A 26,686-nucleotide genomic window follows, 5' to 3' on the forward strand; every position below is an offset into this window, starting at 1 on the left:
ACTCCCCATTATTCCAATCCCGTCCACCAGACGAATCTGGCCCTGAGGAGTTTCCATGAGCGAGTTGCGTTTCACTGAAGATCACGAATGGCTGCGCGCCGAAGCCGATGGCAGCGTCACCGTGGGCATTACCGCTTTTGCGCAGAACGCGCTGGGTGATGTGGTTTTCGTGCAACTGCCTGAGCTGCAGGCCTACGACAAGGGCGCCGAAGCGTCCACCGTGGAATCGGTCAAGGCCGCCAGCGGTGTGTACATGCCTCTGGACGGTGAAGTCCTCGAAGTGAATGACAAACTCGATGGCAGCCCCGAACTGGTCAACGAAGACCCGATGGGCGAAGGCTGGTTCTTCCGCTTTAAACCAGCCGACGCCGATGCAGTGGCTAAGCTGTTGGATCAGGATGCGTACGACCGCCTGATCAAAGCCAACGCTGAAGCCTGAGGAGCGCGCCATGACCGTTAATCTGACCACCGCCAACGAATTCATCGCCCGCCACATCGGCCCGAGCCAGGAAGACGAGCAACAGATGCTCGCCAGCCTGGGCTTTGACTCACTCGAAGCCCTGAGCGCCAGCGTGATCCCGGAAAGCATCAAGGGCACCAGCGTGCTCGGCCTGGAAGACGGCTTGAGCGAAGCCGAGGCCCTGGCCAGAATCAAGGCCATCGCCAGCCACAACCAACTGTTCAAGACCTACATCGGCCAGGGCTACTACAACTGCCATACGCCGTCGCCAATCCTGCGCAACCTGCTGGAAAACCCCGCCTGGTACACCGCCTACACCCCGTACCAGCCAGAGATTTCCCAGGGCCGCCTGGAAGCGCTGCTGAATTTCCAGACCCTGATCAGCGACCTCACCGGCCTGCCGATCGCCAACGCCTCCCTGCTCGACGAAGCCACCGCCGCCGCCGAAGCCATGACGTTCTGCAAGCGCCTGAGCAAGAACAAGGGCAGCAACGCCTTCTTCGCTTCGATCCACAGCCACCCGCAAACCCTCGACGTACTGCGTACCCGTGCCGAGCCCCTGGGTATCGAGGTGGTCGTGGGCGATGAGGGCGAACTGACCGACGCCAGCCCGTTCTTCGGCGCCCTGCTGCAATACCCGGCCAGCAACGGTGACGTGTTTGACTACCGTGAACTGACCGAGCGTTTCCACGCAGCCAACGCGCTGGTCGCTGTTGCCGCCGACCTGCTCGCCCTGACCTTGCTGACGCCGCCAGGCGAGTTCGGCGCCGACGTGGCCATCGGCAGCGCGCAACGCTTCGGCGTGCCGCTGGGCTTTGGTGGCCCACACGCGGCGTACTTCTCTACCAAGGATGCGTTCAAGCGCGACATGCCGGGCCGTCTGGTCGGTGTCTCGGTGGACCGTTTCGGCAAGCCGGCCCTGCGCCTGGCCATGCAGACCCGCGAGCAACATATCCGCCGCGAGAAAGCCACCAGCAACATCTGCACCGCGCAAGTGCTGCTGGCCAACATCGCCAGCATGTACGCTGTGTACCACGGCCCTGAAGGCCTGACCCGGATCGCCCAGCGTATTCATCAGCTGACCGCGATCCTGGCCAAGGGCCTGAGCGCCCTGGGCGTGACGGTCGAGCAGGAACACTTCTTCGACACCATCACCCTCCACACCGGTACCAACACCGCCGCCCTGCACGATAAGGCGCACGACCAGCGCATCAACCTGCGCGCAGTGGACGCCGAGCGTGTCGGCCTGTCGGTCGACGAAACCACCACACAGGCCGATATCGAAGCCTTGTGGGCGATCTTCGCCGAGGGCAAGGCCCTGCCCGCCTTCGCCGCCACCGAAAGCACCTTGCCGAGCGCCCTGCTGCGCCAGTCGCCGATCCTCAGCCACCCGGTGTTCAACCGTTATCACTCGGAAACCGAGCTGATGCGCTACCTGCGCAAGCTGGCCGACAAGGACCTGGCCCTGGACCGCACCATGATCCCGCTGGGTTCGTGCACCATGAAACTCAACGCCGCCAGCGAAATGATCCCGGTGACCTGGGCCGAATTCGGTGCCCTGCATCCGTTCGCCCCGGCGGCGCAAAGCGCCGGCTACCAGCAACTGACCAGCGAACTGGAGGCCATGCTCTGCGCGGCCACCGGTTACGACGCCATCTCCCTGCAACCGAACGCCGGTTCCCAGGGTGAATACGCCGGCCTGCTGGCCATCCGCGCCTATCACCAGAGCCGTGGCGAAGCGCGTCGCGACATCTGCCTGATCCCATCGTCGGCCCACGGCACCAACCCGGCGACCGCCAACATGGCCGGCATGCGCGTGGTGGTCACCGCCTGCGACGCACGGGGCAACGTGGATATCGAGGACCTGCGCGCCAAGGCCATCGAGCACCGCGAGCACCTCGCCGCGCTGATGATCACCTACCCGTCCACCCACGGCGTGTTCGAGGAAGGTATCCGCGACATCTGCGCGATCATCCATGACAACGGCGGCCAGGTGTACATCGACGGCGCCAACATGAACGCGATGGTGGGCCTGTGCGCACCGGGCAAGTTCGGCGGCGACGTGTCCCACCTGAACCTGCACAAAACCTTCTGCATTCCCCACGGCGGTGGCGGCCCGGGCGTCGGCCCGATTGGCGTCAAGTCGCACCTCACGCCCTTCCTGCCCGGTCACGCGGCCATGGCGCGCAAGGAAGGCGCGGTGTGCGCCGCGCCGTTCGGCAGCGCGAGCATTTTGCCGATCACCTGGATGTACATCAGCATGATGGGCGGCGCGGGCCTCAAGCGCGCTTCGCAGTTGGCGATCCTGAATGCCAACTACATTTCCCGTCGCCTGGAAGAGCACTACCCGGTGCTCTACACCGGCAGCAACGGCCTGGTGGCGCATGAGTGCATCCTGGACCTGCGCCCGCTCAAGGACAGCAGCGGCATCAGCGTGGACGACGTGGCCAAGCGCCTGATCGATTTTGGCTTCCATGCGCCGACCATGTCGTTCCCGGTGGCGGGCACCTTGATGATCGAGCCGACCGAAAGTGAGTCCAGGGAAGAACTGGACCGTTTCTGCGATGCCATGATCGCCATCCGCGAAGAGATTCGCGCGGTGGAAAACGGCACCCTGGACAAGGACGACAACCCGCTCAAGAACGCCCCGCATACCGCGGCGGAACTGGTGGGCGAATGGAGCCACCCCTACAGTCGCGAACAGGCTGTGTATCCGGTTGCTTCGCTGATCGAAAGCAAGTACTGGCCGCCGGTGGGTCGGGTCGACAACGTGTTTGGTGATCGCAACCTGGTGTGTGCGTGCCCGTCGATCGAGAGCTACGCATAACCCGTCTGGCTGGACGCGGTCAAAAATGTGGGAGGGGGCTTGCCCCCGATAGCGGTGTGTCAGCCACCCTATCTATCAACTGACACTCCGTCATCGGGGGCAAGCCCCCTCCCACATTTTGACCACCTCAATAATAAGAAACCGGGGAACAACTCATGTCGTTAAGCGTGTTCGACCTGTTCAAGATTCTCATCGGCCCCTCCAGTTCCCACACCGTCGGCCCGATGCGCGCCGACATGAAAAGCAAATACAAGGAAACCGTCCGTGGCGGTTTGGCGGTCAACATTATCGAGTGCTGACGCCTACAAGCGCGCCGGCACGTTTTTCAGGAGCTGAACATGTCCACCGAAACCCTGTTGAATACCCCTTTGCACGCCCTGCACCTCGAGCTGGGCGCACGCATGGTGCCCTTCGCCGGCTACGACATGCCGGTGCAATACCCGCTGGGCGTAATGAAGGAACACCTGCACACCCGTGAACAGGCCGGGCTGTTCGATGTGTCGCACATGGGCCAGATCCGCCTGACCGGCGCCCATGCCGCCAAGGCCCTGGAAACCCTGGTACCGGTGGACATCATCGACCTGCCGGTGGGCATGCAGCGCTACGCGATGTTCACCAACGAGCAGGGCGGCATTCTCGACGACCTGATGGTGGCCAACCTGGGCAACGACGAGCTGTTCCTGGTGGTCAATGCTGCGTGCAAGGACCAGGACCTGGCGCACCTGCGTCGACACATCGGCGACCAGTGCAGCATCGAGCCACTGTTCGAAGAACGCGCCCTGCTGGCCCTGCAAGGCCCGGCCGCGGTGAAGGTGCTGGCGCGCCTGGCACCGCAAGTCACCCAGATGACCTTCATGCAATTTGCCACCCTGCGCCTGCTGGGCGTGGACTGCTACGTCAGCCGCTCCGGCTATACCGGGGAAGACGGCTTTGAAATCTCCGTGCCGGCTGAACATGCCGAAAGCCTGGCCCGCAGCCTGCTGGCCGAGGCCGAAGTGCAGGCGATCGGCCTGGGCGCTCGCGACTCCCTGCGCCTGGAAGCCGGCCTGTGCCTGTACGGTCATGACATGGACACCGGCACCACCCCGATCGAAGCCAGCCTGCTATGGGCGATCTCCAAGGCGCGCCGTGCCGATGGCGCGCGTGCCGGCGGCTTCCCCGGCGCAGACCGGATCTTCATCCAGCAACAAACCGGCGTGAGCCGCAAACGCGTCGGCTTGCTGCCCCAGGAACGTACGCCGGTGCGTGAAGGTGCAGAGATTGTCGACGAGCACGGCACCGTGATCGGTAGCGTGTGCAGTGGAGGGTTTGGTCCAACCTTGGGCGCCCCGTTAGCCATGGGTTACCTGGACAGTGCATTTGTGGCATTGGATACCGAGGTTTCTGCGCTGGTGCGTGGGAAAAAGGTGCCGTTACGTGTAAGTAAAATGCCATTTGTGCCGCAACGTTACTATCGTGGCTGACTGACTGTTTCCATAAGTAACGCGATTGCGTTGCGTGCACTAAACTGTAACGCGATCGCTATATAACAGTGCACAAGCGATAGTCTTTATATGGGATTCCTCCTATAACAAGTGAGTCTATCTATCGAATAAGCCAGCGCCATTTTATTCAAAAAACTGTCATCAGCCCGAGCAAACTCTGGCTTTCCGGCAGGGCTTGTTTTTTTACTATTAGTTGGCGTAGAGTTTCCCCACTGTGTTTGCATGGGTCGCTTGGAACCTGGACCTGGGCAGTAGCTGAAGTAGTAACGCTACAACCCGTTCGACGTCTCTTACTTTCCTGCAACCCAGCCCAGTACTCTTTCATGTGAAAGGGGCTGTCATTAATTTTTAGCGTCAAAGGAAAGAAGAAAATGGCTGAACGTCAGAGCGGTACCGTCAAGTGGTTTAACGACGAGAAAGGGTTTGGTTTCATCACTCCAGAAAGCGGCCCGGATCTGTTCGTGCATTTCCGCGCTATCCAGGGCAACGGCTTCAAGAGCCTGAAAGAAGGCCAAAAAGTGTCATTCGTTGCCGTGCAAGGCCAGAAAGGCATGCAGGCTGACGAAGTCCAGGCAGAGAACACCTGATCCTTCCTGCGACAAAAAGCCCCTGATATGACATCAGGGGCTTTTTTATGGGCGTCATTGCGTAAACTGCAGGTTTTCAGCAGAGAGCCCTGCCATGTCCAAACCCCTGTTGCGCCCCCAGGGCGAGTTCCCCGCCGTTGGCCTGGGCCGCCGCCTGGCAGCGATGTTCTATGATTTGCTGTTGTGCACTGCGCTGCTGATCGTCACCGCCTTTATCTACAAGCTGGTGTGGATCGCCTTCGTGGGTGAGGCGAAGATGCGCACACTTACCGAATCCGGCGCACTGGATGGCGATCCGTTACTGTCAACGATTCTGCTGTTTGTACTGTTCGGTTTTTTCGCCAAGTTCTGGACCCATTCCGGGCAGACCCTGGGCATGCAGGTGTGGAGCGTACGCGTGCAGAACGCCGACGGCACGCGTATCAGCCTGTGGCAGGCGCTGTTGCGTTTCGTGGTGTCGATTGCGTCGTGGTTGTGCGTGGGGCTGGGGTTTATCTGGTCGCTGTTCGACAAGCAAAAGCGTAGCTGGCATGACATCTATTCGGACACGCAACTGGTGCGGATCCCCAAGCAAAAGAAGTAATTACCAGCCAAGTGAAGATCAAAATGTGGGAGGGGGCTTGCCCCCGATGGCTGTGTGACAGTCACCCAATATCTTGACTGATCCACCGCTATCGGGGGCAAGCCCCCTCCCACATTTTTTACCCAGTTGGCCTCAGGTCAGGCGTTGCCGGCGAGTTTGAGTCGCGCAGCCTGGGTGAAATCCAACATACGCTTGAGCGGCCGCACCGCCTGCGGAATCACCGACGGCTCGACGAATATCTCGTTACTGCCCTCGCGCAGGCACTGCAACGTACGCTCCAGCGTATTCATCGCCATCCACGGACAGTGCGCGCAACTGCGGCACGCGGCGCCGTTGCCGGCGGTGGGCGCTTCGATGAAGACCTTGTCCGGGCACAGCTGCTGCATCTTGTAGAAGATGCCGCGATCGGTGGCGACGATGAACGTTTTGTTCGGCAAACGCTGCGCCGCCGCAATCAACTGGCTGGTGGAACCGACAGCGTCCGCCAGTTCGATCACCGAGGTCGGCGATTCCGGGTGTACCAGGATCGCGGCATCCGGGTACAGCGCCTTCATGTCTTCGAGCTGCTTGGACTTGAACTCTTCGTGGACGATGCACGCACCGTCCCACAGCAGCATATCGGCCCCGGTCTGACGCTGGATATAGGTGCCCAGGTGTTTGTCCGGGCCCCAGATAATCGTCTCGCCGTTGTCCATCAGGCTTTCGACGATTTCCAGTGCGCAACTGGACGTCACCACCCAGTCGGCACGGGCTTTGACCGCCGCCGAGGTGTTCGCGTAGACCACCACCGTGCGCTCGGGGTGCTGGTCACAGAACGCGGAAAATTCATCCACCGGGCAACCCAGGTCCAGGGAGCAGGTGGCTTCCAGGGTCGGCATCAGGATACGTTTTTCAGGGGTCAGGATTTTCGCGGTTTCGCCCATGAACCGCACACCCGCCACCAGCACGGTCCTGGCTGGGTGGGCAGCGCCGAAGCGCGCCATTTCCAGGGAGTCGGAAACACAGCCGCCGGTCTCTTCGGCCAGGGCCTGAATCACCGGGTCGCAATAGAAGTGGGCGACCAGCACCGCGTCCTGGGCTTTAAGCTCGGCGGCGATGGCGGCCCGCAGGCTCGCCTCTTCATCGGCGCTGAGGGCCTTGGGCTGCTTGGCGTCTAAGTGGGCTTGAACCAGTAGGCGTTCGGAAATGTGGGTCATGTTCGCAAGACCTGCAGGCGCAGTAGCGCGAAAGTCGAGTGTACCACCGGCTCTGGAGCCCTTCGGGCGCCGCCGGACGAAGTGTGTATTCATCAAGCACGGGTAAAGCTGAAGCTGCGCAAGGCTACAGAATATCGAATGGATTCAAAAGGCTAATCTGCCAAGTGAAGGCGCGTCGGGCGGACTCAAGCACAGGTGAGCCGACAGAGCTGCGCCTCGCAGTTTCACTCGTGCGCGCAACTCGTTGATAGTATCTTCGCCATGACGTTTCAAAATATTTGGAGCCTGCACCACTGTCAGTTCGAATCTGCATCGTTGAGACGCTGTTGGAAAAGCGGGGCTGACCGGACAAGGAGGTCTCATGGACACCTGGAAAAACGATATGTGGAGCATTTTCGAGCTCAACATGTGCGAACACAGCATCTTCAAAAAAATAACCGCCGCAGCGCAGCAACTCGGCTTTGATTACTGTGCTTATGGCCTGCAACTGCCCCTGCCACTGACAGCGCCCAAGGTAGTCATTCTCGACAACTACCCAGATGCCTGGAGGGACCGTTACAGCGCGGCCCAGTATGTGAAACATGACCCCGCTGTCCTGCACGGGCGCCGCACGCAAGCCCCACTGATTTGGAGCGCGTCGAGTTTTTGTCACGCTCCTGAGCTATGGGAGGAGGCAAATGCTTACGGCATCAATGTCGGCTGGTCGCAGTCGCACATCGACTTGGTCGGTGCCAGCGGTATGCTCAGCGTATCCAGATCCGCACAAAAATTGAGTCCTTCAGAACGGGCGGACATTGAAAGCAAACTTATCTGGCTGGTGTCCATTGCCCATTCATCATTGTCCAGAGCTATCACTCATCGGCATCGAAAAGAACAAGATCCCTGCCTGACCCCTCGTGAAATGGAAGTTCTAAAGTGGACAGCCGATGGGAAATCGGCGAGTGAAATTTCCGAGATTCTTGTCGTCACTAAACACACCATAGACTTTCACATTAAAAATGCCGTGCACAAACTAAAAGCCTGCAATAAAACCGCTGCGGTTGTCCGTGCCGCCATGCTGGGCCTACTCACATGACGCTCGTTACCCTATTGCACTAAGGCAGACCACTACGATTTATAGGAGGTGGCCTATAACTATTTTTTATATCTAATTGCTTGGCGGCCGATTGTGAGCTTAAAGCGCACCTCATTGCCGATAGGCCTGCACATCACGCACCCACGCATTAGCTGTTCTTTCTATTTCGAGTCCCCCTACCTATGGTCACTATCGCTCTACCGGACGGCAGTCGCAGAGATTTTCCAGAAGCATTGACTGTGCAACAACTGGCCCAATCCATCGGCGCAGGCCTTGCTGCCGCGACTATTGGCGGCAAGGTCGACGGCACGCTGGTCGATGCCAGCTACCTTCTGGACACAGACGCCACCGTAGAGATTGTCACGACCAAAAGTCCGCAAGCGCTGGAGCTGATACGCCATTCGACGGCTCACTTGATGGCACAGGCGGTTCAACGCCTGTACCCCGGCACACAAGTAACGATAGGCCCGGTTATTGACAATGGCTTCTATTACGACTTCGTGGCACCTCGTCCCTTCACAATGGACGATCTGCCGCTCATCGAAGCCGAAATGACCAGGATCGTCAAAGAACAACTACCGGTTACCCGTACGCAATTACCACGGGATGAAGCACTGGCGTTTTTTGAACAACTGGGCGAAAGCTACAAGACCCAAATCATCGACTCCATACCCGCCGGAGAAATCCTCTCGCTTTATACCCAGGGCGAGTTCACCGACCTGTGCCGTGGGCCACATGTCCCCAACACAGCAAAGCTTGGCGCTTTCAAACTGATGAAAGTGGCTGGCGCTTACTGGCGCGGCGACTCCAACAACATCATGCTCAGCCGTATCTACGGCACTGCCTGGGGCAACGAAAAAGAGCTCAAGGCCTACTTGAACCAACTTCAAGAAGCTGAAAAGCGTGATCACCGCAAACTGGCCAAACAGTTCGACTTGTTTCACCAACAAGAAGAAGCGCCAGGCATGGTCTTTTGGCACCCCAAGGGCTGGTCGTTGTGGCAGACGGTCGAACAGTACATGCGCCGGGTTTACCGCGATGGCGGCTACCGTGAAGTCAAGTCGCCGCAAGTGCTCGACAGTACCTTGTGGAAGAAATCAGGACACTGGGACAACTACAAAGAAAACATGTTTGTCACTGAGTCCGAAAACCGCCAGTACGCACTCAAGCCGATGAACTGCCCCGGCCACATCCAAATCTTCAAGCATGGCCTGCGCAGCCACCGTGAACTGCCGATCCGTTACGGCGAGTTCGGCGGCTGCCACCGCAACGAGCCTTCGGGCGCTTTGCACGGCATCATGCGGGTACGCGCATTCACTCAGGATGACGGGCACATTTTCTGCACTGAAGAGCAAATCGCGGCCGAGATCAAGGCGTTCCACTACCAGGCAGTCAAGGTGTATGCCGACTTCGGCTTCACTGACATTGCGGTCAAAATCGCACTGCGCCCTGAGCCAGGCAAGCGCCTGGGCAGCGACGAAGTGTGGGACAAGGCCGAAAACCTGTTACGTGAGGCCCTGTCCGAGTGTGATGTGGAGTGGGAAGAGCTGCCGGGCGAAGGCGCGTTCTACAGCCCCAAGATCGAATATCACCTGCGCGATGCCATCGGCCGTGAATGGCAGGTAGGCACGATGCAGGTCGACTATCACATGCCGGATCGTCTGGGCGCCGAATACGTCGACGAGCATTCGCAACGACGCAAGCCGGTCATGCTGCACCGCGCAATCGTGGGTTCTCTGGAGCGGTTTCTTGGCATTCTCATCGAACACCATGCCGGTCAGTTCCCGCTCTGGCTTGCGCCGGTGCAGGCCATCGTCGTGACGGTCACCGATGCACAGAACGATTATGCCGACCAGACACGCAATGACCTGGTCCAACTGGGGTTCAGGGTGGAAGCTGATCTGCGCAATGAGAAAATCGGCTACAAGATTCGCGAAAGCACTATTCAACGCGTGCCTTACTTGCTCGTGGTCGGTGAGCGAGAGAAAGAAAACGGTACCGTCACCGTTCGCTCGCGCGCAGGCGAAGACTTGGGAAGCATGACGATGGAGGCGCTGCACGCCTTCCTGTTGAACGAGCAATCAGCGGGAGGCTGATTATAGGCTCGTACAAAAAAAGGCCATTCATGCGAATGGCCTTTTGCATTTTACAATCCCGGCGGTGCCGGGGCGTTGGGCGCCCCGTCACCTGTTGTTCATCAGTTGAACAGCGCCTGCACGTTCTTCATCGCATCATCGGCAAACCCTTGCAGGAACGCCTCGAACGCCGGCACGTCCTCCGGGCCGCCGGTGTAAGGCTGACCAATGATGGTCCAGGTCGCCTGGCTTTGATTCGCACCTTGCGGCTCCACTTGCATAACGGCCCACAGGTTGCCGATATTCAGCGAGGTGTAAATCAGCGACCAGGTCATGGTCATGCCTTCGTCGTCATGGCTGTTAAGTTGCTCGATCACCACATTGCCGTCCTTGAACAGCTTCTTGCGTACCGAGCGCACACCCTCTCCGGTCATTTCGATGTGGGACAACGCCGGGATGAATTTGGCGAAGCCGGAAAAGTCTCCGACGATATTCCATACGCTGCGCGCATCGGCGTTGACGGTAACGCTGGCGACCACCGGGTTGCCCACGGGATTGCGCACCAGGGTATCGGGTTCCAGATGTAGCATGAACAGCTCCTTTTTTTAGCTTGGATGAGAGCGATATCGCCGATGCCTGCCTCAACATCCTTGGGGAGACGCCGACAGACAACGAATAACGCATTGTCACCGTCGATCGTCGACAGGTGCCGCCACCATTGTGTCACCTGCTCCCACTGGAAATCGTGACCAGTGGTGCGAAACACCACCAGGTGATGCGCTCTGTCATCCGGTTGGAAGGGTTGTAGCCGTTGCGAATATTGCGAGCTGCGTGCATTCAATGCTTCGCTTGTTGACGTAACGCCAATGCCGCCACACCACACAGGATCAAGGCGACACAGGACACGTAGAACGCATCGCTATAGGCCATCAAGTAGGCTTCGCGACGCACCGTGTGGACCAGGCCTTCAAGGACTTGCTGTTGGGCGGGCATCAGCTCGTTGAAAATGAATGCTTCACTGTCTGCCATACCGGCGCGCAGGCGCTCCTGCAATGACGGGGAAAACAGGGTGATCGACTCGCCGACGCGCTCGGAATGAAAGCGCTCGCGCATCGCGACGATCTGCGTCAAGCCGGCAGTGCCCACGGCGCCACCCAGGTTGCGCAGCATGGAGAACAGGGCAGAGGCCGAACCGGCTTCATCCTTGGCCAACCCGGACACCGCCAACACCGACAGCGCCACCATGATCAATGGCTGCCCGATGCCCCGTACCACGGTGGACGGGATGATCACGTTGGCGGCGCTGTCCACGTCCAGATGCGCTCCGAGATAGCATCCCAGGGCCATGATGAAAAACCCGCTGGCAACCATCAGCTTCGGGTTGAGCCACTTCATCAGGCGCGGCATGAACGGTGCCAGCACCAGTTGCACCACGCCGTAGGCAATCAGGCTGATCCCGATTTCGCGGGCGTTGTAGCCCTGCAACTGGGACAGGTAATTGGGTACCAGGAAGACCAGGCCGAACGTGGCCCCGCCAAAAATGAACATCGCCGCGCTCGCCACGCCGAAGTTGTAGCTTTTGAGCAAGCGCAGGTTGATGAAGGAGCGGCTGCCGTACAGCTGTGACAGCACGAAATACACCAGGGCGACGCCGGCGATCAACGACATCCACACAATGAAATCGGAGCCGAACCAGTCCTTGCGTCCGCCTTCTTCGAGCACGATCTGCAAACCGCCGAGGCCAACGATCATGGCGAAAATACCGCCCCAGTCGCCGCGTTTGAGCAGGCTCAGTTGCATGGGCTTGGCATCGATGGACCACGCCACCGCCAGCAACAGCAGAATGCCAGGGGCCAGTTGCAGGTAGAAAATCCAGCGCCAGGAATACGCATCGGTCAGCCAGCCGCCGATGGACGGGCCGGCGGCCTGGGCCACGCTGTTGGACAGGGCGAACAGGGCCATGCCCATGGCGATCTTGCTGGGCGGCAGTTCAGTGATGATCAGTTGGAACGATAACGGGATCAGCACCGCGCCGGCGGCGCCTTGGATCACCCGAATGATGATCATCACTTCCAGGTTGGGCGCCCAGGAGCAGGCAATCGAGGCCACCAGAAATACAAACGAGCCCACCAGCATCACCCGGCGCAGGGAGAACACCTGCACCAGCCAGGCGGTCAGGGGGATCATCACGATCTCCGCCACCAGGTAAGCCGTGGAAATCCACGAGCCCTCCTCGAAGGTCGCCCCCAGCGAGCCTTCGATTTCAGGCAGCGCGGCGCTGGTCACGTGCACGTTCATGCCGGCCATGAAACAACCGAACAGTCCGCCGATCACAGCTACCCAGGCGCGAAAGGAGACGGTTTTCTCGCCAGCCTCAGTCATGCTCGGCGTCCTGGTTGGCGGGGCGGGTATCTACCGTGGTAATCACCGACATGCCCGGCAGAATGGGGCCGCCCTCATCGTGCTGATCGATCACGATCTTCACCGGAAAACGCTGCACGATTTTGGTGAAGTTGCCGGTCGCGTTGTCCGACGGCAGCAGCGCGAACACCGCCCCCGAGCCCGGCGAAAAACTCACCACATGCCCCTTGAGCTTGCGCCCCGAATAGCTGTCGACGCTGATATCCACCGCCTGCCCGGCACGCATGTCGCGCAATTGGGTTTCCTTGTAGTTGGCCACCACATAGGCCTGGTGCAAGGGCACCACCGCCAGCAGCGGCAGGCCCGGCGCGACATACTGGCGCGTGCGCACTTTGCGCTGCCCGACCACCCCGTCGATCGGCGCGCGGATCAAGGTGTCTTCGAGCGCATGGGTCGCCAGGTTCAACTGCGCCTCGGCCTGGTCGCGCCGCGCTATTTGCTGCTGCAACGAGGCATCGGCCAGTTGACGGCGGGTAATGGCGACATTGAGCCGGGTTTCCTGCTGGCGCTGCATCGCCCGGGCAATTTCCACCGCGGCGCTGGCCTGGGTGTAACTGGCGGCTGCGCTTTCCAGACGCTGGGCGCTGGCGGCATGCTCGCGGACCAGACCTTCATAGCGACGCTGATCCAGACTGGCGCGGCGCAACTCCGCCCCCACGCTGCGCGTATGCGCCTCGGCCTGGGCTACGCCGGCCTTTTGCTGTGCGATCAGGCTGTCAGTGACTTGCAGGTTGGCCCGCTGGGCAGCAATCGAGGCTTGCGTTTCGGCCAACTCCGCACGGGCCTGGGCCAGCCGCGCCTGGTAGTCACGGTCCTCGATACGCACCAGTACATCGCCGGCCTTGACGGGCTGGTCGTCCTCCACCAGCACTTCGGCGACGTAGCCGGATACTCGCGGGCTGATGGGAATCCAGTCGGCACGCACGTAGGCATCATCGGTCTGTTCGAGATAACGTCCGATGGTCATCCAATACACGCCGAACACCACTGCCGCGATCAATAACGCAGCACCACCGAGCAGGATCAGGTTGCGTTTGCGCCGTTGCTTGCGGTCGTGCATGAGTTGCTCGAGCACATGCTCCTGCTCATCCTGCACAGTGTTTTTTTCATCAACAGCGATATTCATGGCCGGGTACCGAAAGAATTGACGGAAGCGTGGGTGAGCGCAGCGGTCGGGGCTGGGGTGGCAGCGGACTGCCAACCGCCGCCCAGAGCGCGAAACAAACTGATCTGGCGCTGCAATAGCTGCCCATCGGCGTCGGCGCGCGTGGCTTGCAGGCGGATCAGCTCACGCTCGCTGTCGAGCACGTCGAGAAAGTCGATGGAGCCGGCGTTGTAATTGAACTGCGCGAGCTTGTAGGCATGCCGACTGCTCTCCAGCGCCTGGCTCAGGGCGGCGTGGCGTTGGCGCTCGCCGTCGTACAACGCCAGGGCCTGGCGCACGTTCTTGAGGGCGTTGAGCACGCTGGCCTCGAATTGCGCGACCTGCATCTGCTCAAGCGCCCTGGCCTGGTTGACCCGTGCCCGATTGGCGCGCCAGTTGGGAAACTGCCAGGTAATCAACGGACCGATGCCGAACATCACCGCGCTGCTATCACCCAGCTCATGGGTTTTGCTGGCCGAGGAGGAAACCGATGCGCCAAAGGTGACCTTGGGGTACAGGTCGGCCTGGACGATATCCACTTGCAACGTGGCCGCCTGCAATGCCCGCTCGGCCTGGCGGATATCGGGGCGGCGCGCCAGTAATTGCCAGCCGTCCCCTACCGGCAGTGCGGCAGTGAGTTGCGGCACCACTTCGCAGGTCGCCGCGCCGGAGCCCTGCTCCAGGTCCGCCACGCCGGTCAGCATCGCCAGCTCGTACAAAGCGGCCTGGCGACGCGCCTCCAGCATCGGCAGCAAGGCCAGGGTTTCGCCCTGCAGTGCCTGCATGCGGCTGTATTCAAGATCGGTCACCACGCCAGCCTGACGCTGGCGATCGGTCAGCGCCAGGCTGTGCCCGACCACTTCCAGCGAATGGCGCTGCACCTTGGCGCGCGCGCCCAGGGCGCAGGCATTCACGTAGGCACGCGTGGTTTGCGCGGCGACGGTGATGCGCAGCAGGTCTTCGGCGTCCTGAGCCGCCGCCGCCTGCACCTGCGCTCGTTCAATGCTGCGCTGGACCTGACCCCACACATCCACCTGGTAAGCCAATTCGAAGCCTGGGTTGAAGGACCACTGCGACGGTGCGTGGCTGTCGGTAGCCTTGGCCAGGGTCTGATCGTCGGCCGTCTTGCCGTAAACGGCGCCCAGTGAGGCCTGCGTGGACGGCCAGCGCTCGGCGTCGGCCTGCATGATTCCGGCCAGCATCGACTGCACATGGGCCTGCGCCGCCGCCAGATCGCGATTGTGTTCCAACGCCTGCTGCACCAGCGCATCGAGCTTGGGGTCGTTGTACAGCTGCCACCAATGATCGGGCAGCGCCCGGGCCGATACGCCTTGCGGCAGGCGGCTCAAGGCATCGATGCGCTGGGGATGGGATTGCGCCGGCGTATGGGCGATCCAGGAAGAACACCCCGCCAACCAGACAACCGCCACGCCCAGGAGCGAAAGACGGCAGTGCCGCGCGGAAAAAGAAGGCGAACCCATCGCATAAATCCAGAGTGCTAAGTAGAGATGCAGGTTAAGAGAGCAGCCCGCCGCCCATCTCCCGAGTTCCAGACAACCGTCGTTGCGATTGGGACAACCTGGCTGCTGCGGCTGGACGCTCAGCGTCCACCGGCCAGGCGCAAGCACGCATGGCCCTGCGCAAGCGGGCCATGACCGGGGGGATGAGTGTGAGCGCCGGGCCGGATCAGACCAGGCGGCAGTGGCTGGGTGTGTAGCCCATGGTGCGTTTGAACATGGCGGTAAAAGCGCTCGGGCTTTGGTAGCCATGCTCCAGCGCCACTTCCAGGATGGACACGCCACAGGCCAGGCGCTGCATGCTCAGCAGCAGCCGTGTGCGCTTGCGCCACTCGCCATAACTCATGCCCAGCTCTTTCTGGAACAGCCGAGCCAGGGTGCGCGAACTCATGTTGAGTTGCACCGCCCAGCTCTCCAGTTTCGACTCCTGGGAAGGGTTGTCGATAAAGTCGGCACACAGCGACTTGAGCCGCGGCTCGTCCGGAATCGGCACATGGGCCAAGACCCTTTGCGCCCTGTCGAGTTCGGAGAAGACCAGGTCGACAATCTGCACATGACGCATCACGGCCGGCTCGCTGTCAGGCACCTCGGCCGCGGCGATGATCAACTCGCGCAGCAATGGCGATACGCGGATGACGTGGCACTCCTCGGTCAAGGCGCGGTGGGCGCCGGGGGTGATCAGCAACGTGCGCATGCGCACCTCGCCGGTCATGCGGACCTGATGCTCCTGCCCCGGAGGGACCCATAGCGCGTGGCCAGAGGGCACCACCCAGGTGGTGCCGGCCACCGATACCAGCATCACGCCGTTGATGGCATACACCAACTGGCCTTCTTCATGTCGATGCGAAGCAACGATGTCACCGTGACCATAGTTACCGGTGAGCGCCGCCAATGCGGTATGTGCATTCATCTCAGGAAGGCACCGCAGCACTTGCCACGCTGAGCAGGCCCAGGCGCGATGCGCGGTTGACGGCACTCGTCACCGCCTTGAGGGACGCCAGCAGGATACTGCCGTCGCGGGCGGCACCAAACAGCAACTGGTTGTTCACACGGATCTCCACGTAGGCCAGCGCTTCGGCCTGGGCACCGTCACGGGTGGCGTGCTCATGGTAATCGGCGATGTCAAAGTGGACGCCGCGCTGAGCGAATGCGTCGACCAGCGCCGCGAGTGGGCCGTTGCCTTCGCCGCTCAGTTCGATGTCCCTCGCGCCGCCTGTCAGTGTGCCTTCCAGATAAGTCACGTTGCCTTCGCTGACCAACTTGGGCTGCAACAAGGTGTAAGGGTTGCCCTGATCCAGGTAGTACCGGGTAAAGCAGGCCAGGATCATCTCGCCGCTGACTTCCTGGCCGGAAGCGTCAGCTTCCTGCTGGACCAGGCTACTGAATTCCATCTGCAACCGGCGTGGCATGACGATGCCATGTTGTTCCAGCAGATACGCCACGCCGCCTTTGCCCGACTGGCTGTTGACACGAATCACCGCCTCATAGCTGCGCCCCATGTCGGCCGGGTCGATGGGCAGGTACGGCACTTCCCAACGTCCGTCGGGATTGGCCTGACGGGCCGCGAAACCTTTTTTTATCGCGTCCTGGTGCGAACCCGAGAACGCCGTGAACACCAGCTCTCCGGCGTAGGGATGGCGCGGATGTGTAGGCAATTGGTTGCAGAACTCGACTTCGCGCTGCACGTGGATGATGTCGGAGAAATCCAGTTGCGGATCGATGCCACTGGTGTAGAGGTTCATTGCCAGCGTCAGGATATCCACATTGCCGGTGCGCTCACCGTTGCCGAACAAGGTGCCCTCGACACGCTCGGCGCCGGCCAGGCAAGCCTGCTCGGCCGTCGCCACCCCGGTACCGCGATCGTTATGCGGGTGAACACTGATGACCACGCTGTCGCGTCGGCTGAAATGCCGGCAAAACCACTCGATCTGGTCGGCGAAGACATTGGCCGTGGAGACTTCCACCGTGGTCGGCAGATTCAGGATCATTTTGTTCGACGGGGTCGGCCCGAAGGCATCCGTCACCGCTTCGCAAACCTCCAGCGCGAAGTCCAGTTCGGTAAAGCAGAAGGTTTCGGGAGAGTACTGGAACGTCCACTGCGTACCTGGATTATTGTCCATGTGACGCTTGATCTCACGCGTCGCCTGGGTGGCGATGTCAATGCAGCCGGCGCGGTCGACGCCGAACACCACTTCGCGAAACACCGGCGCGGTGGCGTTGTATACGTGCACGATCGCTCGCGGGGCGCCCTTCAAGGCTTCAAAGGTACGCTCGATCAAATGACTGCGCGCCTGCGTCATTACCTGAATCGTCACATCGTCGGGAATCGCGCCGCTGTCGATCAGTTCACGCACGTAATCGAAATCGGTCTGGGACGCGGCGGGAAACCCCACCTCGATTTCCTTGAAACCCACCTTGACCAGCAGATCGAAGAAGCGACGCTTGCGCTCGGCATTCATGGGTTCGATCAACGCCTGGTTGCCATCACGCATATCGACACTGCACCAGGTCGGCGCCGCAGCCTGCACGACACTGGGCCATTGGCGGTCCGGCAGATCCACGGTGGTGAAATGGCGGTATTTGCTGGAAGGGTCCTTGAGCATCATGTGGCTTCTCCTTTTTAGAACTGATCGTCGGTTGCCGGGACAGCCTGGCTGAACGCATTCGACATTGGATCCAATACTAAATAAAGACAGCTTGGCATGAATTGCGTATTTGGGTCGACGACATGAAAAAAATACATAAAAATCCAATATTCCTAAGAATATTGGTGGATGCTTTCAACATAGTTATTTCAAGAGCAATAAAATTTGACGAGTATCGAGTGCAGGCGGAGAAAAGGAATGTGTATCGTGCGAGATGAATCGATCACGGCGCACTGCGTGTCGATTTGAGATGCCGAATGGCAGGCAAAAAAAAACCCGGAAATCCTCACTTGCGTGGGCCTTCCGGATTTTCTAAACCGCCAAAAATGGTGGGTCGTGTGGGATTCGAACCTACGACCAATTGGTTAAAAGCCAACTGCTCTACCAACTGAGCTAACGACCCGCTGTGTGGTGGCGCGTATAATACTGATTTCTAAGGATTATTCAACACCTTATTTGAAATAAATCAGAAAAAACGCATTGGCATCAAAAAACGGTCGGTTTGGGCGCCGTTCAGAACTGTTCGAACCGCCGTATCAGCGACCCGGCTCGTCATTCCACAGGTACTTGTGCAGCTGCAACTGCAGGCGCACCGGCAGGTTATCCGCCACTACCCAGTCCGCCAGATCGCGCGCGTTGAGGTCGTGATGACTCGGGGAGAACAGCACCTCCCCTGCTCGCCGTTCAAGGCCATACTGGATCAGCTTGGAAGTCGCCCAGTCATAATCGTCGCGGGAGCAAATGACGAACTTGACCTGATCGTTGGCCGTCAGCAAGTCCATGTTCTCGTAGCGATTGCGGTGGGCTTCCTTGGAATCGGGGGTCTTGAGGTCGACCACTCGGCTCACACGTGGGTCTACCGCAGAGATGTCCAAGGCGCCGCTGGTTTCCAGCGAGACCTCGTAACCGGCATCACACAGCTGCTTGAGCAAGGGGATGGCATTGGGTTGCGCCAATGGCTCACCGCCTGTCACGCAGACGTAGCGCGGCCGGTAGCCGGCAACCTGCTCCAGGATGTCGTCGAGGGTGCGCACGGTGCCGCCGCTGAAGGCGTAGGCGCTGTCGCAGTATTGGCAACGCAATGGACAGCCGGTCAGCCGTACGAATACGGTGGGCAGGCCGGCAGTGCGCGTTTCACCCTGCAACGAGTAAAAGACTTCGGTAATACGTAATGTGTCTTGCATAGTCGCCACGGGCGTAACAGCTAAACAGGCTGTCCGCCTCCGTCAGGCACTTCAGGGGATTGCGCCAACGCGTCAACCCCGGGAAGCGTGTTTCATAAAAGGGCGTGGATTCTAACGAAAAAACCCGCGCCAGGCGCGGGTTTCTTCTAAACGGGCTGCATTGCCTACAAGCGTTGCAGATCGCGCTGGGCCAACTGCGCAGCGGAGGTACCCGGATACTGGGCAACCACCTGCTGCAGAATGCCCTTGACCTTGTCGGTATGACCCAGGCGGCGTTCTACGTCAGCCAGCTTGTACAGCGAGTCCGGCACCTTGGCATGCTTGGGATACAGCTGGCTGACCTTGGCAAACGCCTGGCCCGCCCCCTGCAAATCACCTTTTGCCAGGTTGACTTCACCCAACCAGTACTGGGCATTGCCCGCGTACTGGCTGTTCGGGTATTTGCGCAGGAATGCGGTAAAGGCCTGGCTGGCCTTATCGAAGTCCTTGGCCTTGATCAGGTCGAAGGCTGCATCGTAATACAGTTTTTCCTTCGCCGGATCGCCCGGTTCGCTGCTTGCGGCAGGGGCGACCGCTGCGGCCCCCGCTGCTGCGCCGCCGGCGGCGCCACCGATAGCGGCACTGGGCGCGCCACCGGCAGAAGAATTATCAGGAGTAGCGGCAGGTGCAACACCGGCTCCAATACGTCGATCAAGATCCTGGTAACGCTCCAGCCCTTCTTGCTTGAGCTGGTTCACTTGATTCTGCAGAACTTCAATGGCGCCCTGTTGCTGGGCCAATTGATCCTGCATGCGTTGCAGCTGGTTGAACAGCTCGCCCTGTGCCGAGGGCGCGGCCGTAGCCGCCCCCCCAGCATAGGCGCCGTTCGTGCCATAACCTGCTGGCGGATAACTGCTGCCGCTATTGTTATAGCCAGAGTTGCTATCCGTTACAGGAACCGCAGCCCACACCGCAAGCGGTGCGAGGCTGAGAGCCAATACAGTCAGAGCACGACGGCACGTTCGCATGACGAATTACTTACGCAGTTCGACGCGACGGTTCTGAGCCCACGACTGTTCGTCGTTGCCAGTTGCAACTGGACGCTCTTTACCGTAGGAAACCAGTTCCAGTTGGCCTGGAGCAACACCTTGCAGTACCAGGTAGCGCTGAACGGCTTTCGCACGACGCTCGCCCAGAGCCATGTTGTACTCACGAGTACCACGGGCGTCAGTGTTGCCTTCCAGAACAACGCGAGCGCCGTTAGCTTTCAGGTCCTTGGCGTGAACGTCCAGAGCGCGCATGGCTTCTGGTTTCAGGTCCGAACTGTCGTATTCGAAGTAGAAAGTGGTGATAGCGCGCAGAGCAGCTTCTTCGCTCAGGGAGCCGTCAACCGCACCAGTGTTGGCGCCGTAACCAGCGTTTGGATCAACAGCTGCGCCTTCACCGGCATTGTCGCCGCCTTTAGAGGAGCAACCAACGGCTACGGACAGAGCCAGAGCCAGAGCAGCAAACTTACCAAACTTCAGCATTTCCATCGTGAAACTCCTAATGAACCCCAGTGTGTTAAGTACTTCTTTTTGTAGCGCCGCGTCAGTTCAGGTAAGGGGACCAGGATGGTTCTCTGACTTCGCCTTGTGCGGTAGGAAGCGGGAGCCTTACGCGTCCGTTGATGGACACGAGCATCAAGACTCCCCGGCCCTGCTGGCGGGTGGCGTAGATTACCATGGTGCCGTTGGGCGCAACAGTGGCTGACTCATCAAGGTTGGTATCTGTAAGGATTTTTACGGTTCCGCGCTGCAAATCCTGGGCCGCAACCCGGAAATTAGTGAAACCATCCTGACGGTGAATCATGACCAACGTCTTTTCATCGGCCGAAAGCTTGGGGTTGGCGTTGTAGTTACCAATAAAGGTCACGCGCTCCGCGCCGCCACCGCCTACGCTCGCCTTGTAGATTTGTGGCTTGCCGCCGCGATCGGAGGTGAAGTAGATGGTCGAGCCATCCTTGCCCCAGAACGGTTCGGTGTTGATGCCAGGACCACTGGTCACGCGAGTGAGCTGGCGCGAAGCCATGTTCATCACGTAGATGTCCGGGTTGCCGTCCTTGGACAGTACGAATGCCAGGCGCGAACCATCCGGCGACCAGGCTGGCGCACCGTTGAGGCCTTCGAAGTTGGTGATCTGCTCACGACGGCCAGTGTCGATGTGCTGGACGAAGATACGCGGACGCTTCTGTTCGAACGATACATAGGCGATACGCTTGCCGTCCGGCGCAAAGCGCGGCGACAGGATCGGCTCACGCGATTGCAGCAGAGTTACCGCGCGTGCACCGTCGTAGTCGGAGCGCTGCAGGGTATAGCGGGTGTTGTCTACGGAGAAACGCTCAGCGGTGACGTACAGCATGCGTGTGGAGAACGCACCCTTGATACCGGTGAGTTTTTCAAACGACTGGTCCGAAATGTAGTGGGCCATGTCACGCAGTTGTTCAGCGGTGCCGGAGACATTGCCGGTCAGGACCTGCTGCTCGGTGGCCACGTTGAACAAGGTGTAGGTGATTTGCAGGCGACCGCCGGCAGGCGTGATGTTGCCGACCATCAGGTACTGCGCGCCCACCGCCTTCCAGTCACGGAACACGACTTCGCTGGCCTGGTTGGGCTGGCTGATCATGTTGCCTTTTGGAATCGGTGCGTAGTAGCCGGAGTTGCGCAGGTCGTCGCTGACGATCTGGGCCATGTCGTCCGGCAGCACGCTGCCGCCCTGCCAGCCGAACGGTACTACCGCGATCGGGGTGGCCCGATCGCTGCCGCTGGTAACCAGGATGTTCTTTTCATCCGCCGCCGCTATCCCTGCCATGCAGCAAATAACGACAAGCATTCCTCGAAGAAGGTTTCTCACAAGGCTAGATCCTCAGGTGTGAATGTCATCTTGAATGAACGATAGGGAGCGAAGTCGCTTGGTTTCATTCCCTGCATCTCGGTCAACCGGCCAATATTCTTGACTGCGGCAACCGCCGAACTGTCGAACGAACCGTCACCACTGGACTTGGCCACGCTGACCGAAGTCACCGTGCCGTCCGGCAACATGCCGATCTGCAGCACTACTGTCATGCCTTTACGTGCCGAAGGTGGACGTGTCCAGCCTTCCGCTGCCCGCGCCCGGATCAGGTCATCGAAACTGCCCGCGACTTCATCGCCACGTTCATCGGCCAAGGCTTGCTGACGCTGCGGCGTGTCGGAAAGCAAATCTGCCAGGGCCTGGGCCTTTTTCTCTTCGGCGGATTTACGCGCTGCTTCCTGGGCCTTTTTCTTGGAGGCGTCGGCGGCAGCTTTCTTCTTCGCGTCGTCGGCGACTTTCTTCTTCGCCTCGTCTGCTTCAGCTTTTTTCTTGGCGTCTTCGGCGGCTTTCTTCTTCGCGTCTTCGACGATCTTTTTCTTGGCTTCCTCAGCGGCCTTTTTCTTGGCCTCTTCTTCGGCAGCTTTCTTGGCCTCTTCTTCAGATTTCTTCTTGGCTATATCAGCCAATTGTTTCTCTTCGGCCTTTTTGGCTTCGGCAGCTTTCTCGGACTTCTTGGCTTCATCAGCCTTTTTCGCCTCGTCGGCCTTCTTCGCTTCGTCAGCCTTTTTCGATTCCTCGGCCTTTTGAGCCGCCTCTTCTTTCTTTTGTTCCGCAGCAGCCTTCACCGCTTCCTGCTCGACCTTCTTCTGTTCCATCTGCTCGACTTCGGTCTGGCGCGCAGCCGACTTCTGGGCCTCACCCGCAATCTTCTGATTGGTCTGGGTGGTGGCCTGACTTTTCGATTTGAGCTGATACAGGGTCGCCTGCACGATCGGCTTGGCTGGCGGCAGGTCCGGGGTCATGGCAAAGCTGACGAACAGCATGCCGAACACCAGGATGTGCAGGGCAATTGCCCACACGCCAGGCCAGAAGTAGCTTTCCGAGGCGGACGGCTCTCGCTGTTGCTGCATCAGGGCGCCTCGGTAATCAAGCCAACGTTACCGACGCCGGCCTTCTGCAGCCCGCCCATGGCGCCCATGACGGAGCCGTAGTCGACCGACTTGTCACCGCGAATGAACACCTGGGTGTGCTTGCCGCCTTCGTTGCCGGAGCGAATGATCTTGGTCACGGCATCCGTCATCGCCGGCAAGGTCAGCGCCTTGTCCTGCTGCTTCTGCGTGTCGACTTCGCTGCCAAGGTTCCAGTAGTAGGTCTTGTCAGCCTTGATCGAAATGGTCAGGACCTGAGTGTTGTTGTCCTGCGGCAAGGCTTCACTGGAAACCTTGGGCAGATCAACCTTCACGCCCTGGTTGAGCATCGGCGCGGTCACCATGAAGATCACCAGCAGCACCAGCATCACGTCGATGTAGGGCACTACGTTCATCTCGGCGACCGGCTTGCGCTTTTTGCGAGCTCGAGCGATTAAAGCCATTGGGAATTACCTGCTTATTCTTCGCTGGTGTGCACTTTACGGTGCAGGATCGCCTGGAATTCATCGGCGAAGGTGTAGTAACGGCTGATCAAGGTTTCGCTGGTAGCGGCAAAACGGTTGTAGGCGATTACTGCGGGGATAGCGGCGAACAGGCCGATCGCGGTGGCGATCAGGGCTTCGGCAATGCCCGGGGCCACGGTGGCCAGGGTTGCCTGCTGAGCCTGGGCCAGACCACGGAAGGAGTTCATGATGCCCCAAACGGTACCGAACAGGCCGATATACGGGCTGACGGAACCGACGGTCGCCAGAAACGGCAGGCTTTGCTCCAGCTTCTCTTCTTCACGGGAGATGGCCACGCGCATGGCTCGGGCCACGCCTTCCATCACGGCTTCGGGGTCAACGCCCGGCTGCTGGCGCAGGCGCGAGAATTCCTTGAAACCGGCGCGGAAGATTTGCTCGACGCCCGAGTCCGGGTCCGGATTGCTGCCGGCCTGGCGATACAGCTTGGACAGGTCGATACCCGACCAGAAGCGCTCCTCGAAGCTCTCCAGGGCGCGTCGACCGGCACGCAGCAGGTTGCTGCGCTGAAAGATCATGACCCAAGAGGTAACCGATGCGGCTACCAGGGTCAGCATGACCAGTTGCACCACGACACTGGCATTACTGACCAGGCTCCACATCGAGGAATGGTCGACGACGGTAGGTTCCACGCTAAATCTCCTGCTTTGATTGTTTACCCGCGCCGCTCACGGCAGCAAAGGCTGCACGTAGAGTTTCGGGAATGGCCCGAGGTTTCAAACTGTTGGTGCGTACACACGCCACCAGGAACTGCCCCTCACAGAGCAGCGTTGCATCCGTAGCCCGCCTGACCTGCTGCTTGAATCGCAGGCTGGCACGGTTCAATTCGATGACTTCAGCGCTGACCAGCAACTCATCGTCCAGTCGCGCCGGTGCGTGGTAACGCGCCTCGCTGGAATGCACGACGAATAACAGGTCCTCCCCTGCCAGCATGGATTGGGCAAAGCCCAGCTCCCGTAGCCGCTCGGTTCGAGCCCGTTCCATGAATTTCAGGTAATTGACGTAATAAACGATGCCGCCGGCATCAGTGTCCTCGTAATAAACGCGACAGCGATGTGCGAACGACTGATCCCCGTTTTGCGCGCGCATACTCTAGTGCTTACTCCTCAGGTTGCCAATCCGGCTGGACAACTGTTTTTGCATTCCTGACACTTTCTTCAATGACAAATGACGACGCCAGACACTGGGACAGCACAAAGCTCGGATAAATCACCCCACATGGCAAATACCCTGTAGGAGCGAGCTTGCTCGCGAAGAACCTGAGGCCGCCGCGTATACCAGGCACACTGCGTTATCGTTGGCGTTTTTCGCGAGCAAGCTCGCTCCTACAGTTTTTTAATCGTCTACCGCATCGAGGAATTCGTCTACCACGGGCATCTCTCCCAATCGTGACGGAATATTTAGCCCGAAGTGCAGGTAGGCGTGGCGCGTCACCACCCTGCCCCGTGGCGTGCGCATGATATAGCCCTGCTGGATCAGGTACGGCTCCAGCACATCCTCGATGGTGTGACGCTCTTCGCTGATGGCAGCGGCGAGGCTGTCCACGCCCACCGGGCCGCCGTCGAACTTCTCGATCATGGTCAGCAGCAGGCGCCGGTCCTGGTGATCGAAGCCATGTTCGTCCACATCCAGCAGGTTCAAGGCCAGGTCCGCGACCGCCTTGGTGATATGCCCCTTGGCCCGCACCTCGGCAAAATCGCGCACACGGCGCAGCAAGCGGTTGGCGATCCGCGGTGTACCGCGGGCGCGCCGGGCGATTTCGAACGCGCCTTCCGGGTCCAGCGGCAAGCCGAGGATGCTCGCCGAACGGCTGACAATGGTGGCAAGGTCTGCCGTGCTATAGAACTCCAGACGTTGAACAATGCCGAAACGGTCTCGCAACGGGTTGGTCAGCATGCCCGCGCGGGTTGTGGCGCCCACCAGCGTGAACGGCGGCAGGTCGAGCTTGATCGAGCGGGCCGCCGGGCCTTCGCCGATCATGATGTCGAGCTGGAAGTCCTCCATAGCCGGGTACAGCACCTCTTCGACGATGGGCGACAGCCGGTGGATCTCGTCGATAAACAGGACGTCGTGAGGCTCCAGATTGGTCAGCAACGCCGCCAGGTCGCCGGGGCGCTCCAGCACCGGGCCGGAGGTGGATTTGATCGACACGCCCATTTCCTGGGCGATGATGTTGGCCAGGGTGGTCTTGCCCAGGCCCGGCGGGCCGAAGATCAGCGTGTGATCCAGCGACTCACTGCGCCCGCGCGCGGCCTGGATAAACAGCTCCATCTGCTCGCGCACGGTGGGCTGGCCGATGTAGTCGGCCAGGCTCAGGGGGCGGATGGCGCGGTCCTGGACTTCTTCACGGTCGCGCGGGCCGGTGGCCGCGATCAGACGATCAGCTTCTATCACTTAAATCATTCCCTTCAGGGCTCGGCGGATCATGTCTTCGCTGCTCAGGTTCTTGTCCTTGATGGCCGATACCGCCTTGCTGGCTTCCTGCGGCTTGTAGCCCAGGGAGATCAACGCACTGACCGCATCGCTTTCGGCACTGGCGACCTGGCCGGCCGGCATGTCCGGCTGGTTCGGCACCAGGGCGAACATGCTCGGCACCACTTCCCAGGCCTTGAAACGGTCCTTGAGTTCCACCAGCAGGCGCTCGGCGGTTTTCTTGCCCACACCCGGCACCTTGGTCAGGGCCGAGGTGTCCTGGGCTGAAACGGCACGCACCAGTTCGTCGACTTCCAGGCTCGACATCAGTGCCAGGGCCAGCTTGGGCCCGACGCCATTGAGCCGAATCAGCTCGCGGAAGAAGTCGCGGTCGCGCTTGCCGATGAAACCATAGAGCAGTTGCGCGTCTTCGCGCACCACTAAATGCGTGTGCAGAGTTATCGGCTCGCCGACCGACGGCAAGCGGTACAAGGTGGTCATGGGCACTTCCAGCTCATAACCCAATCCATTCACATCCAGAATCAGGTGCGGCGGCTGTTTCTCAGCCAGGGTGCCGCGCAAGCGTCCAATCACGG

The 26,686-nt window shown here is 60.1% G+C and carries 24 protein-coding genes, 1 tRNA gene and 1 pseudogene; 8 read left to right on the forward strand and 18 right to left on the reverse strand.

What is annotated here, in order from left to right; all coding sequences use genetic code 11:
- Nucleotides 1-55: 55 nt before the first annotated feature.
- The 6 genes and pseudogenes from gcvH to TU82_RS14315 all read left to right on the forward strand — a co-directional run bounded on the left by gcvH (nucleotide 56) and on the right by TU82_RS14315 (nucleotide 5,941).
- Nucleotides 56-439: a glycine cleavage system protein GcvH gene (gene gcvH, locus TU82_RS14295; protein WP_005790845.1), complete on the forward strand. Its 384-nt coding sequence runs from the start codon at nucleotides 56-58 to the stop codon at nucleotides 437-439.
- Between the two features lie 10 nt (nucleotides 440-449).
- Complete coding sequence (gene gcvP / locus TU82_RS14300) at nucleotides 450-3,287, forward strand: aminomethyl-transferring glycine dehydrogenase (RefSeq protein ID WP_057723825.1); 2,838 nt, start codon at nucleotides 450-452, stop codon at nucleotides 3,285-3,287.
- A gap of 155 nt (nucleotides 3,288-3,442) precedes the next feature.
- Nucleotides 3,443-3,520 (forward strand): annotated as a pseudogene (locus tag TU82_RS27910) (serine dehydratase beta chain); the annotation flags it as partial.
- A gap of 105 nt (nucleotides 3,521-3,625) precedes the next feature.
- Nucleotides 3,626-4,750, forward strand: a complete 1,125-nt coding sequence (gene gcvT / locus TU82_RS14305) for a glycine cleavage system aminomethyltransferase GcvT (protein ID WP_057723826.1) — start codon at nucleotides 3,626-3,628, stop codon at nucleotides 4,748-4,750.
- 392 nt (nucleotides 4,751-5,142) lie between these two features.
- Nucleotides 5,143-5,358 (forward strand): cold-shock protein, encoded by a 216-nt coding sequence (locus TU82_RS14310; RefSeq protein ID WP_057723827.1) that lies wholly within the window; start codon nucleotides 5,143-5,145, stop codon nucleotides 5,356-5,358.
- 94 nt (nucleotides 5,359-5,452) lie between these two features.
- Nucleotides 5,453-5,941, forward strand: coding sequence for an RDD family protein (locus tag TU82_RS14315; protein WP_057723828.1), 489 nt, complete (start codon nucleotides 5,453-5,455; stop codon nucleotides 5,939-5,941).
- 137 nt (nucleotides 5,942-6,078) lie between these two features.
- Here TU82_RS14315 and nadA read toward each other — a convergent pair whose 3' ends face one another.
- On the reverse strand, nucleotides 6,079-7,137 hold the full coding sequence (gene nadA, locus TU82_RS14320; RefSeq protein ID WP_057723829.1) for a quinolinate synthase NadA: 1,059 nt from the start codon (nucleotides 7,135-7,137) through the stop codon (nucleotides 6,079-6,081).
- Between the two features lie 361 nt (nucleotides 7,138-7,498).
- On the opposite strand from nadA, the gene TU82_RS14325 reads away from it, so the two are divergent.
- Together TU82_RS14325 and thrS are read left to right on the forward strand one after the other, a co-directional pair.
- The gene (locus TU82_RS14325; RefSeq protein ID WP_057723830.1) at nucleotides 7,499-8,212 is read left to right on the forward strand and encodes an autoinducer binding domain-containing protein; all 714 of its coding nucleotides are present in this window, start codon (nucleotides 7,499-7,501) and stop codon (nucleotides 8,210-8,212) included.
- Between the two features lie 182 nt (nucleotides 8,213-8,394).
- Entirely contained in the window at nucleotides 8,395-10,308 is a 1,914-nt protein-coding gene (thrS, locus tag TU82_RS14330; protein ID WP_057723831.1) for a threonine--tRNA ligase, read from the forward strand.
- A gap of 101 nt (nucleotides 10,309-10,409) precedes the next feature.
- On the opposite strand, the gene TU82_RS14335 is transcribed toward thrS, so the two are convergent.
- From TU82_RS14335 to ruvA, 17 genes are all read right to left on the reverse strand, one after another.
- A complete protein-coding gene (locus TU82_RS14335; protein WP_057723832.1) occupies nucleotides 10,410-10,877 on the reverse strand; it encodes an SRPBCC family protein in 468 nt (155 codons plus the stop codon).
- Between the two features lie 247 nt (nucleotides 10,878-11,124).
- Entirely contained in the window at nucleotides 11,125-12,669 is a 1,545-nt protein-coding gene (locus TU82_RS14340) for an MDR family MFS transporter (RefSeq protein WP_057723833.1), read from the reverse strand.
- Nucleotides 12,662-13,834, reverse strand: coding sequence for an HlyD family secretion protein (locus tag TU82_RS14345; RefSeq protein ID WP_057723834.1), 1,173 nt, complete (start codon nucleotides 13,832-13,834; stop codon nucleotides 12,662-12,664). Before TU82_RS14345 ends, TU82_RS14340 begins: the two co-directional genes overlap by 8 nt.
- A complete protein-coding gene (locus TU82_RS14350) occupies nucleotides 13,831-15,333 on the reverse strand; it encodes a TolC family protein (protein WP_057723835.1) in 1,503 nt (500 codons plus the stop codon). Before TU82_RS14350 ends, TU82_RS14345 begins: the two co-directional genes overlap by 4 nt.
- 205 nt (nucleotides 15,334-15,538) lie before the next feature.
- On the reverse strand, nucleotides 15,539-16,279 hold the full coding sequence (locus TU82_RS14355; protein ID WP_057723836.1) for an AraC family transcriptional regulator: 741 nt from the start codon (nucleotides 16,277-16,279) through the stop codon (nucleotides 15,539-15,541).
- A gap of 1 nt (nucleotide 16,280) precedes the next feature.
- The gene (gene leuA / locus TU82_RS14360) at nucleotides 16,281-17,975 is read right to left on the reverse strand and encodes a 2-isopropylmalate synthase (RefSeq protein ID WP_057723837.1); all 1,695 of its coding nucleotides are present in this window, start codon (nucleotides 17,973-17,975) and stop codon (nucleotides 16,281-16,283) included.
- A gap of 366 nt (nucleotides 17,976-18,341) precedes the next feature.
- Nucleotides 18,342-18,417: transfer RNA gene (locus tag TU82_RS14365), tRNA-Lys, on the reverse strand.
- 133 nt (nucleotides 18,418-18,550) lie between these two features.
- Nucleotides 18,551-19,198: a 7-carboxy-7-deazaguanine synthase QueE gene (queE, locus tag TU82_RS14370; RefSeq protein ID WP_034128580.1), complete on the reverse strand. Its 648-nt coding sequence runs from the start codon at nucleotides 19,196-19,198 to the stop codon at nucleotides 18,551-18,553.
- 164 nt (nucleotides 19,199-19,362) lie between these two features.
- Entirely contained in the window at nucleotides 19,363-20,205 is an 843-nt protein-coding gene (ybgF, locus tag TU82_RS14375; RefSeq protein WP_057723838.1) for a tol-pal system protein YbgF, read from the reverse strand.
- A 6-nt stretch (nucleotides 20,206-20,211) separates the two neighbouring features.
- A complete protein-coding gene (pal, locus tag TU82_RS14380) occupies nucleotides 20,212-20,712 on the reverse strand; it encodes a peptidoglycan-associated lipoprotein Pal (protein WP_003193861.1) in 501 nt (166 codons plus the stop codon).
- Nucleotides 20,713-20,767: 55 nt separating this feature from the next.
- A complete protein-coding gene (gene tolB, locus TU82_RS14385; RefSeq protein ID WP_057723839.1) occupies nucleotides 20,768-22,048 on the reverse strand; it encodes a Tol-Pal system beta propeller repeat protein TolB in 1,281 nt (426 codons plus the stop codon).
- 17 nt (nucleotides 22,049-22,065) lie between these two features.
- Nucleotides 22,066-23,139, reverse strand: a complete 1,074-nt coding sequence (gene tolA, locus TU82_RS14390; RefSeq protein ID WP_057723840.1) for a cell envelope integrity protein TolA — start codon at nucleotides 23,137-23,139, stop codon at nucleotides 22,066-22,068.
- Nucleotides 23,139-23,591, reverse strand: a complete 453-nt coding sequence (tolR, locus tag TU82_RS14395; RefSeq protein ID WP_161793227.1) for a protein TolR — start codon at nucleotides 23,589-23,591, stop codon at nucleotides 23,139-23,141. The genes tolA and tolR overlap by 1 nt, the downstream gene beginning before the upstream one ends.
- Before the next feature lie 23 nt (nucleotides 23,592-23,614).
- A complete protein-coding gene (gene tolQ / locus TU82_RS14400; RefSeq protein WP_053135845.1) occupies nucleotides 23,615-24,310 on the reverse strand; it encodes a protein TolQ in 696 nt (231 codons plus the stop codon).
- A 1-nt stretch (nucleotide 24,311) separates the two neighbouring features.
- Nucleotides 24,312-24,767, reverse strand: a complete 456-nt coding sequence (ybgC, locus tag TU82_RS14405) for a tol-pal system-associated acyl-CoA thioesterase (RefSeq protein WP_057723841.1) — start codon at nucleotides 24,765-24,767, stop codon at nucleotides 24,312-24,314.
- 246 nt (nucleotides 24,768-25,013) lie between these two features.
- Nucleotides 25,014-26,072 carry a Holliday junction branch migration DNA helicase RuvB gene (gene ruvB / locus TU82_RS14410; protein WP_003175801.1) on the reverse strand — a complete coding sequence of 353 codons (1,059 nt, stop codon included), beginning with the start codon at nucleotides 26,070-26,072 and terminating at the stop codon, nucleotides 25,014-25,016.
- The gene (gene ruvA, locus TU82_RS14415) at nucleotides 26,073-26,684 is read right to left on the reverse strand and encodes a Holliday junction branch migration protein RuvA (protein ID WP_003175802.1); all 612 of its coding nucleotides are present in this window, start codon (nucleotides 26,682-26,684) and stop codon (nucleotides 26,073-26,075) included.
- Nucleotides 26,685-26,686 lie beyond the last annotated feature (2 nt).

Source organism: Pseudomonas orientalis (assembly GCF_001439815.1).
GTDB classification, from domain to species: Bacteria; Pseudomonadota; Gammaproteobacteria; order Pseudomonadales; family Pseudomonadaceae; genus Aquipseudomonas; species Aquipseudomonas orientalis.

Excerpts from the sequence above, each read along its gene's own strand:
- gcvH (WP_005790845.1), top strand. The coding sequence starts at position 56 with ATGAGCGAGTTGCGTTTCACTGAAGATCACGAATGGCTGCGCGCCGAA.
- gcvP (WP_057723825.1), top strand. The coding sequence starts at position 450 with ATGACCGTTAATCTGACCACCGCCAACGAATTCATCGCCCGCCACATC.
- gcvT (WP_057723826.1), top strand. The coding sequence starts at position 3,626 with ATGTCCACCGAAACCCTGTTGAATACCCCTTTGCACGCCCTGCACCTC.
- TU82_RS14310 (WP_057723827.1), top strand. The coding sequence starts at position 5,143 with ATGGCTGAACGTCAGAGCGGTACCGTCAAGTGGTTTAACGACGAGAAA.
- TU82_RS14315 (WP_057723828.1), top strand. The coding sequence starts at position 5,453 with ATGTCCAAACCCCTGTTGCGCCCCCAGGGCGAGTTCCCCGCCGTTGGC.
- nadA (WP_057723829.1), bottom strand. The coding sequence starts at position 7,137 with ATGACCCACATTTCCGAACGCCTACTGGTTCAAGCCCACTTAGACGCC.
- TU82_RS14325 (WP_057723830.1), top strand. The coding sequence starts at position 7,499 with ATGGACACCTGGAAAAACGATATGTGGAGCATTTTCGAGCTCAACATG.
- thrS (WP_057723831.1), top strand. The coding sequence starts at position 8,395 with ATGGTCACTATCGCTCTACCGGACGGCAGTCGCAGAGATTTTCCAGAA.
- TU82_RS14335 (WP_057723832.1), bottom strand. The coding sequence starts at position 10,877 with ATGCTACATCTGGAACCCGATACCCTGGTGCGCAATCCCGTGGGCAAC.
- TU82_RS14340 (WP_057723833.1), bottom strand. The coding sequence starts at position 12,669 with ATGACTGAGGCTGGCGAGAAAACCGTCTCCTTTCGCGCCTGGGTAGCT.
- TU82_RS14345 (WP_057723834.1), bottom strand. The coding sequence starts at position 13,834 with ATGAATATCGCTGTTGATGAAAAAAACACTGTGCAGGATGAGCAGGAG.
- TU82_RS14350 (WP_057723835.1), bottom strand. The coding sequence starts at position 15,333 with ATGGGTTCGCCTTCTTTTTCCGCGCGGCACTGCCGTCTTTCGCTCCTG.
- TU82_RS14355 (WP_057723836.1), bottom strand. The coding sequence starts at position 16,279 with ATGAATGCACATACCGCATTGGCGGCGCTCACCGGTAACTATGGTCAC.
- leuA (WP_057723837.1), bottom strand. The coding sequence starts at position 17,975 with ATGATGCTCAAGGACCCTTCCAGCAAATACCGCCATTTCACCACCGTG.
- queE (WP_034128580.1), bottom strand. The coding sequence starts at position 19,198 with ATGCAAGACACATTACGTATTACCGAAGTCTTTTACTCGTTGCAGGGT.
- ybgF (WP_057723838.1), bottom strand. The coding sequence starts at position 20,205 with ATGCGAACGTGCCGTCGTGCTCTGACTGTATTGGCTCTCAGCCTCGCA.
- pal (WP_003193861.1), bottom strand. The coding sequence starts at position 20,712 with ATGGAAATGCTGAAGTTTGGTAAGTTTGCTGCTCTGGCTCTGGCTCTG.
- tolB (WP_057723839.1), bottom strand. The coding sequence starts at position 22,048 with ATGCTTGTCGTTATTTGCTGCATGGCAGGGATAGCGGCGGCGGATGAA.
- tolA (WP_057723840.1), bottom strand. The coding sequence starts at position 23,139 with ATGCAGCAACAGCGAGAGCCGTCCGCCTCGGAAAGCTACTTCTGGCCT.
- ybgC (WP_057723841.1), bottom strand. The coding sequence starts at position 24,767 with ATGCGCGCGCAAAACGGGGATCAGTCGTTCGCACATCGCTGTCGCGTT.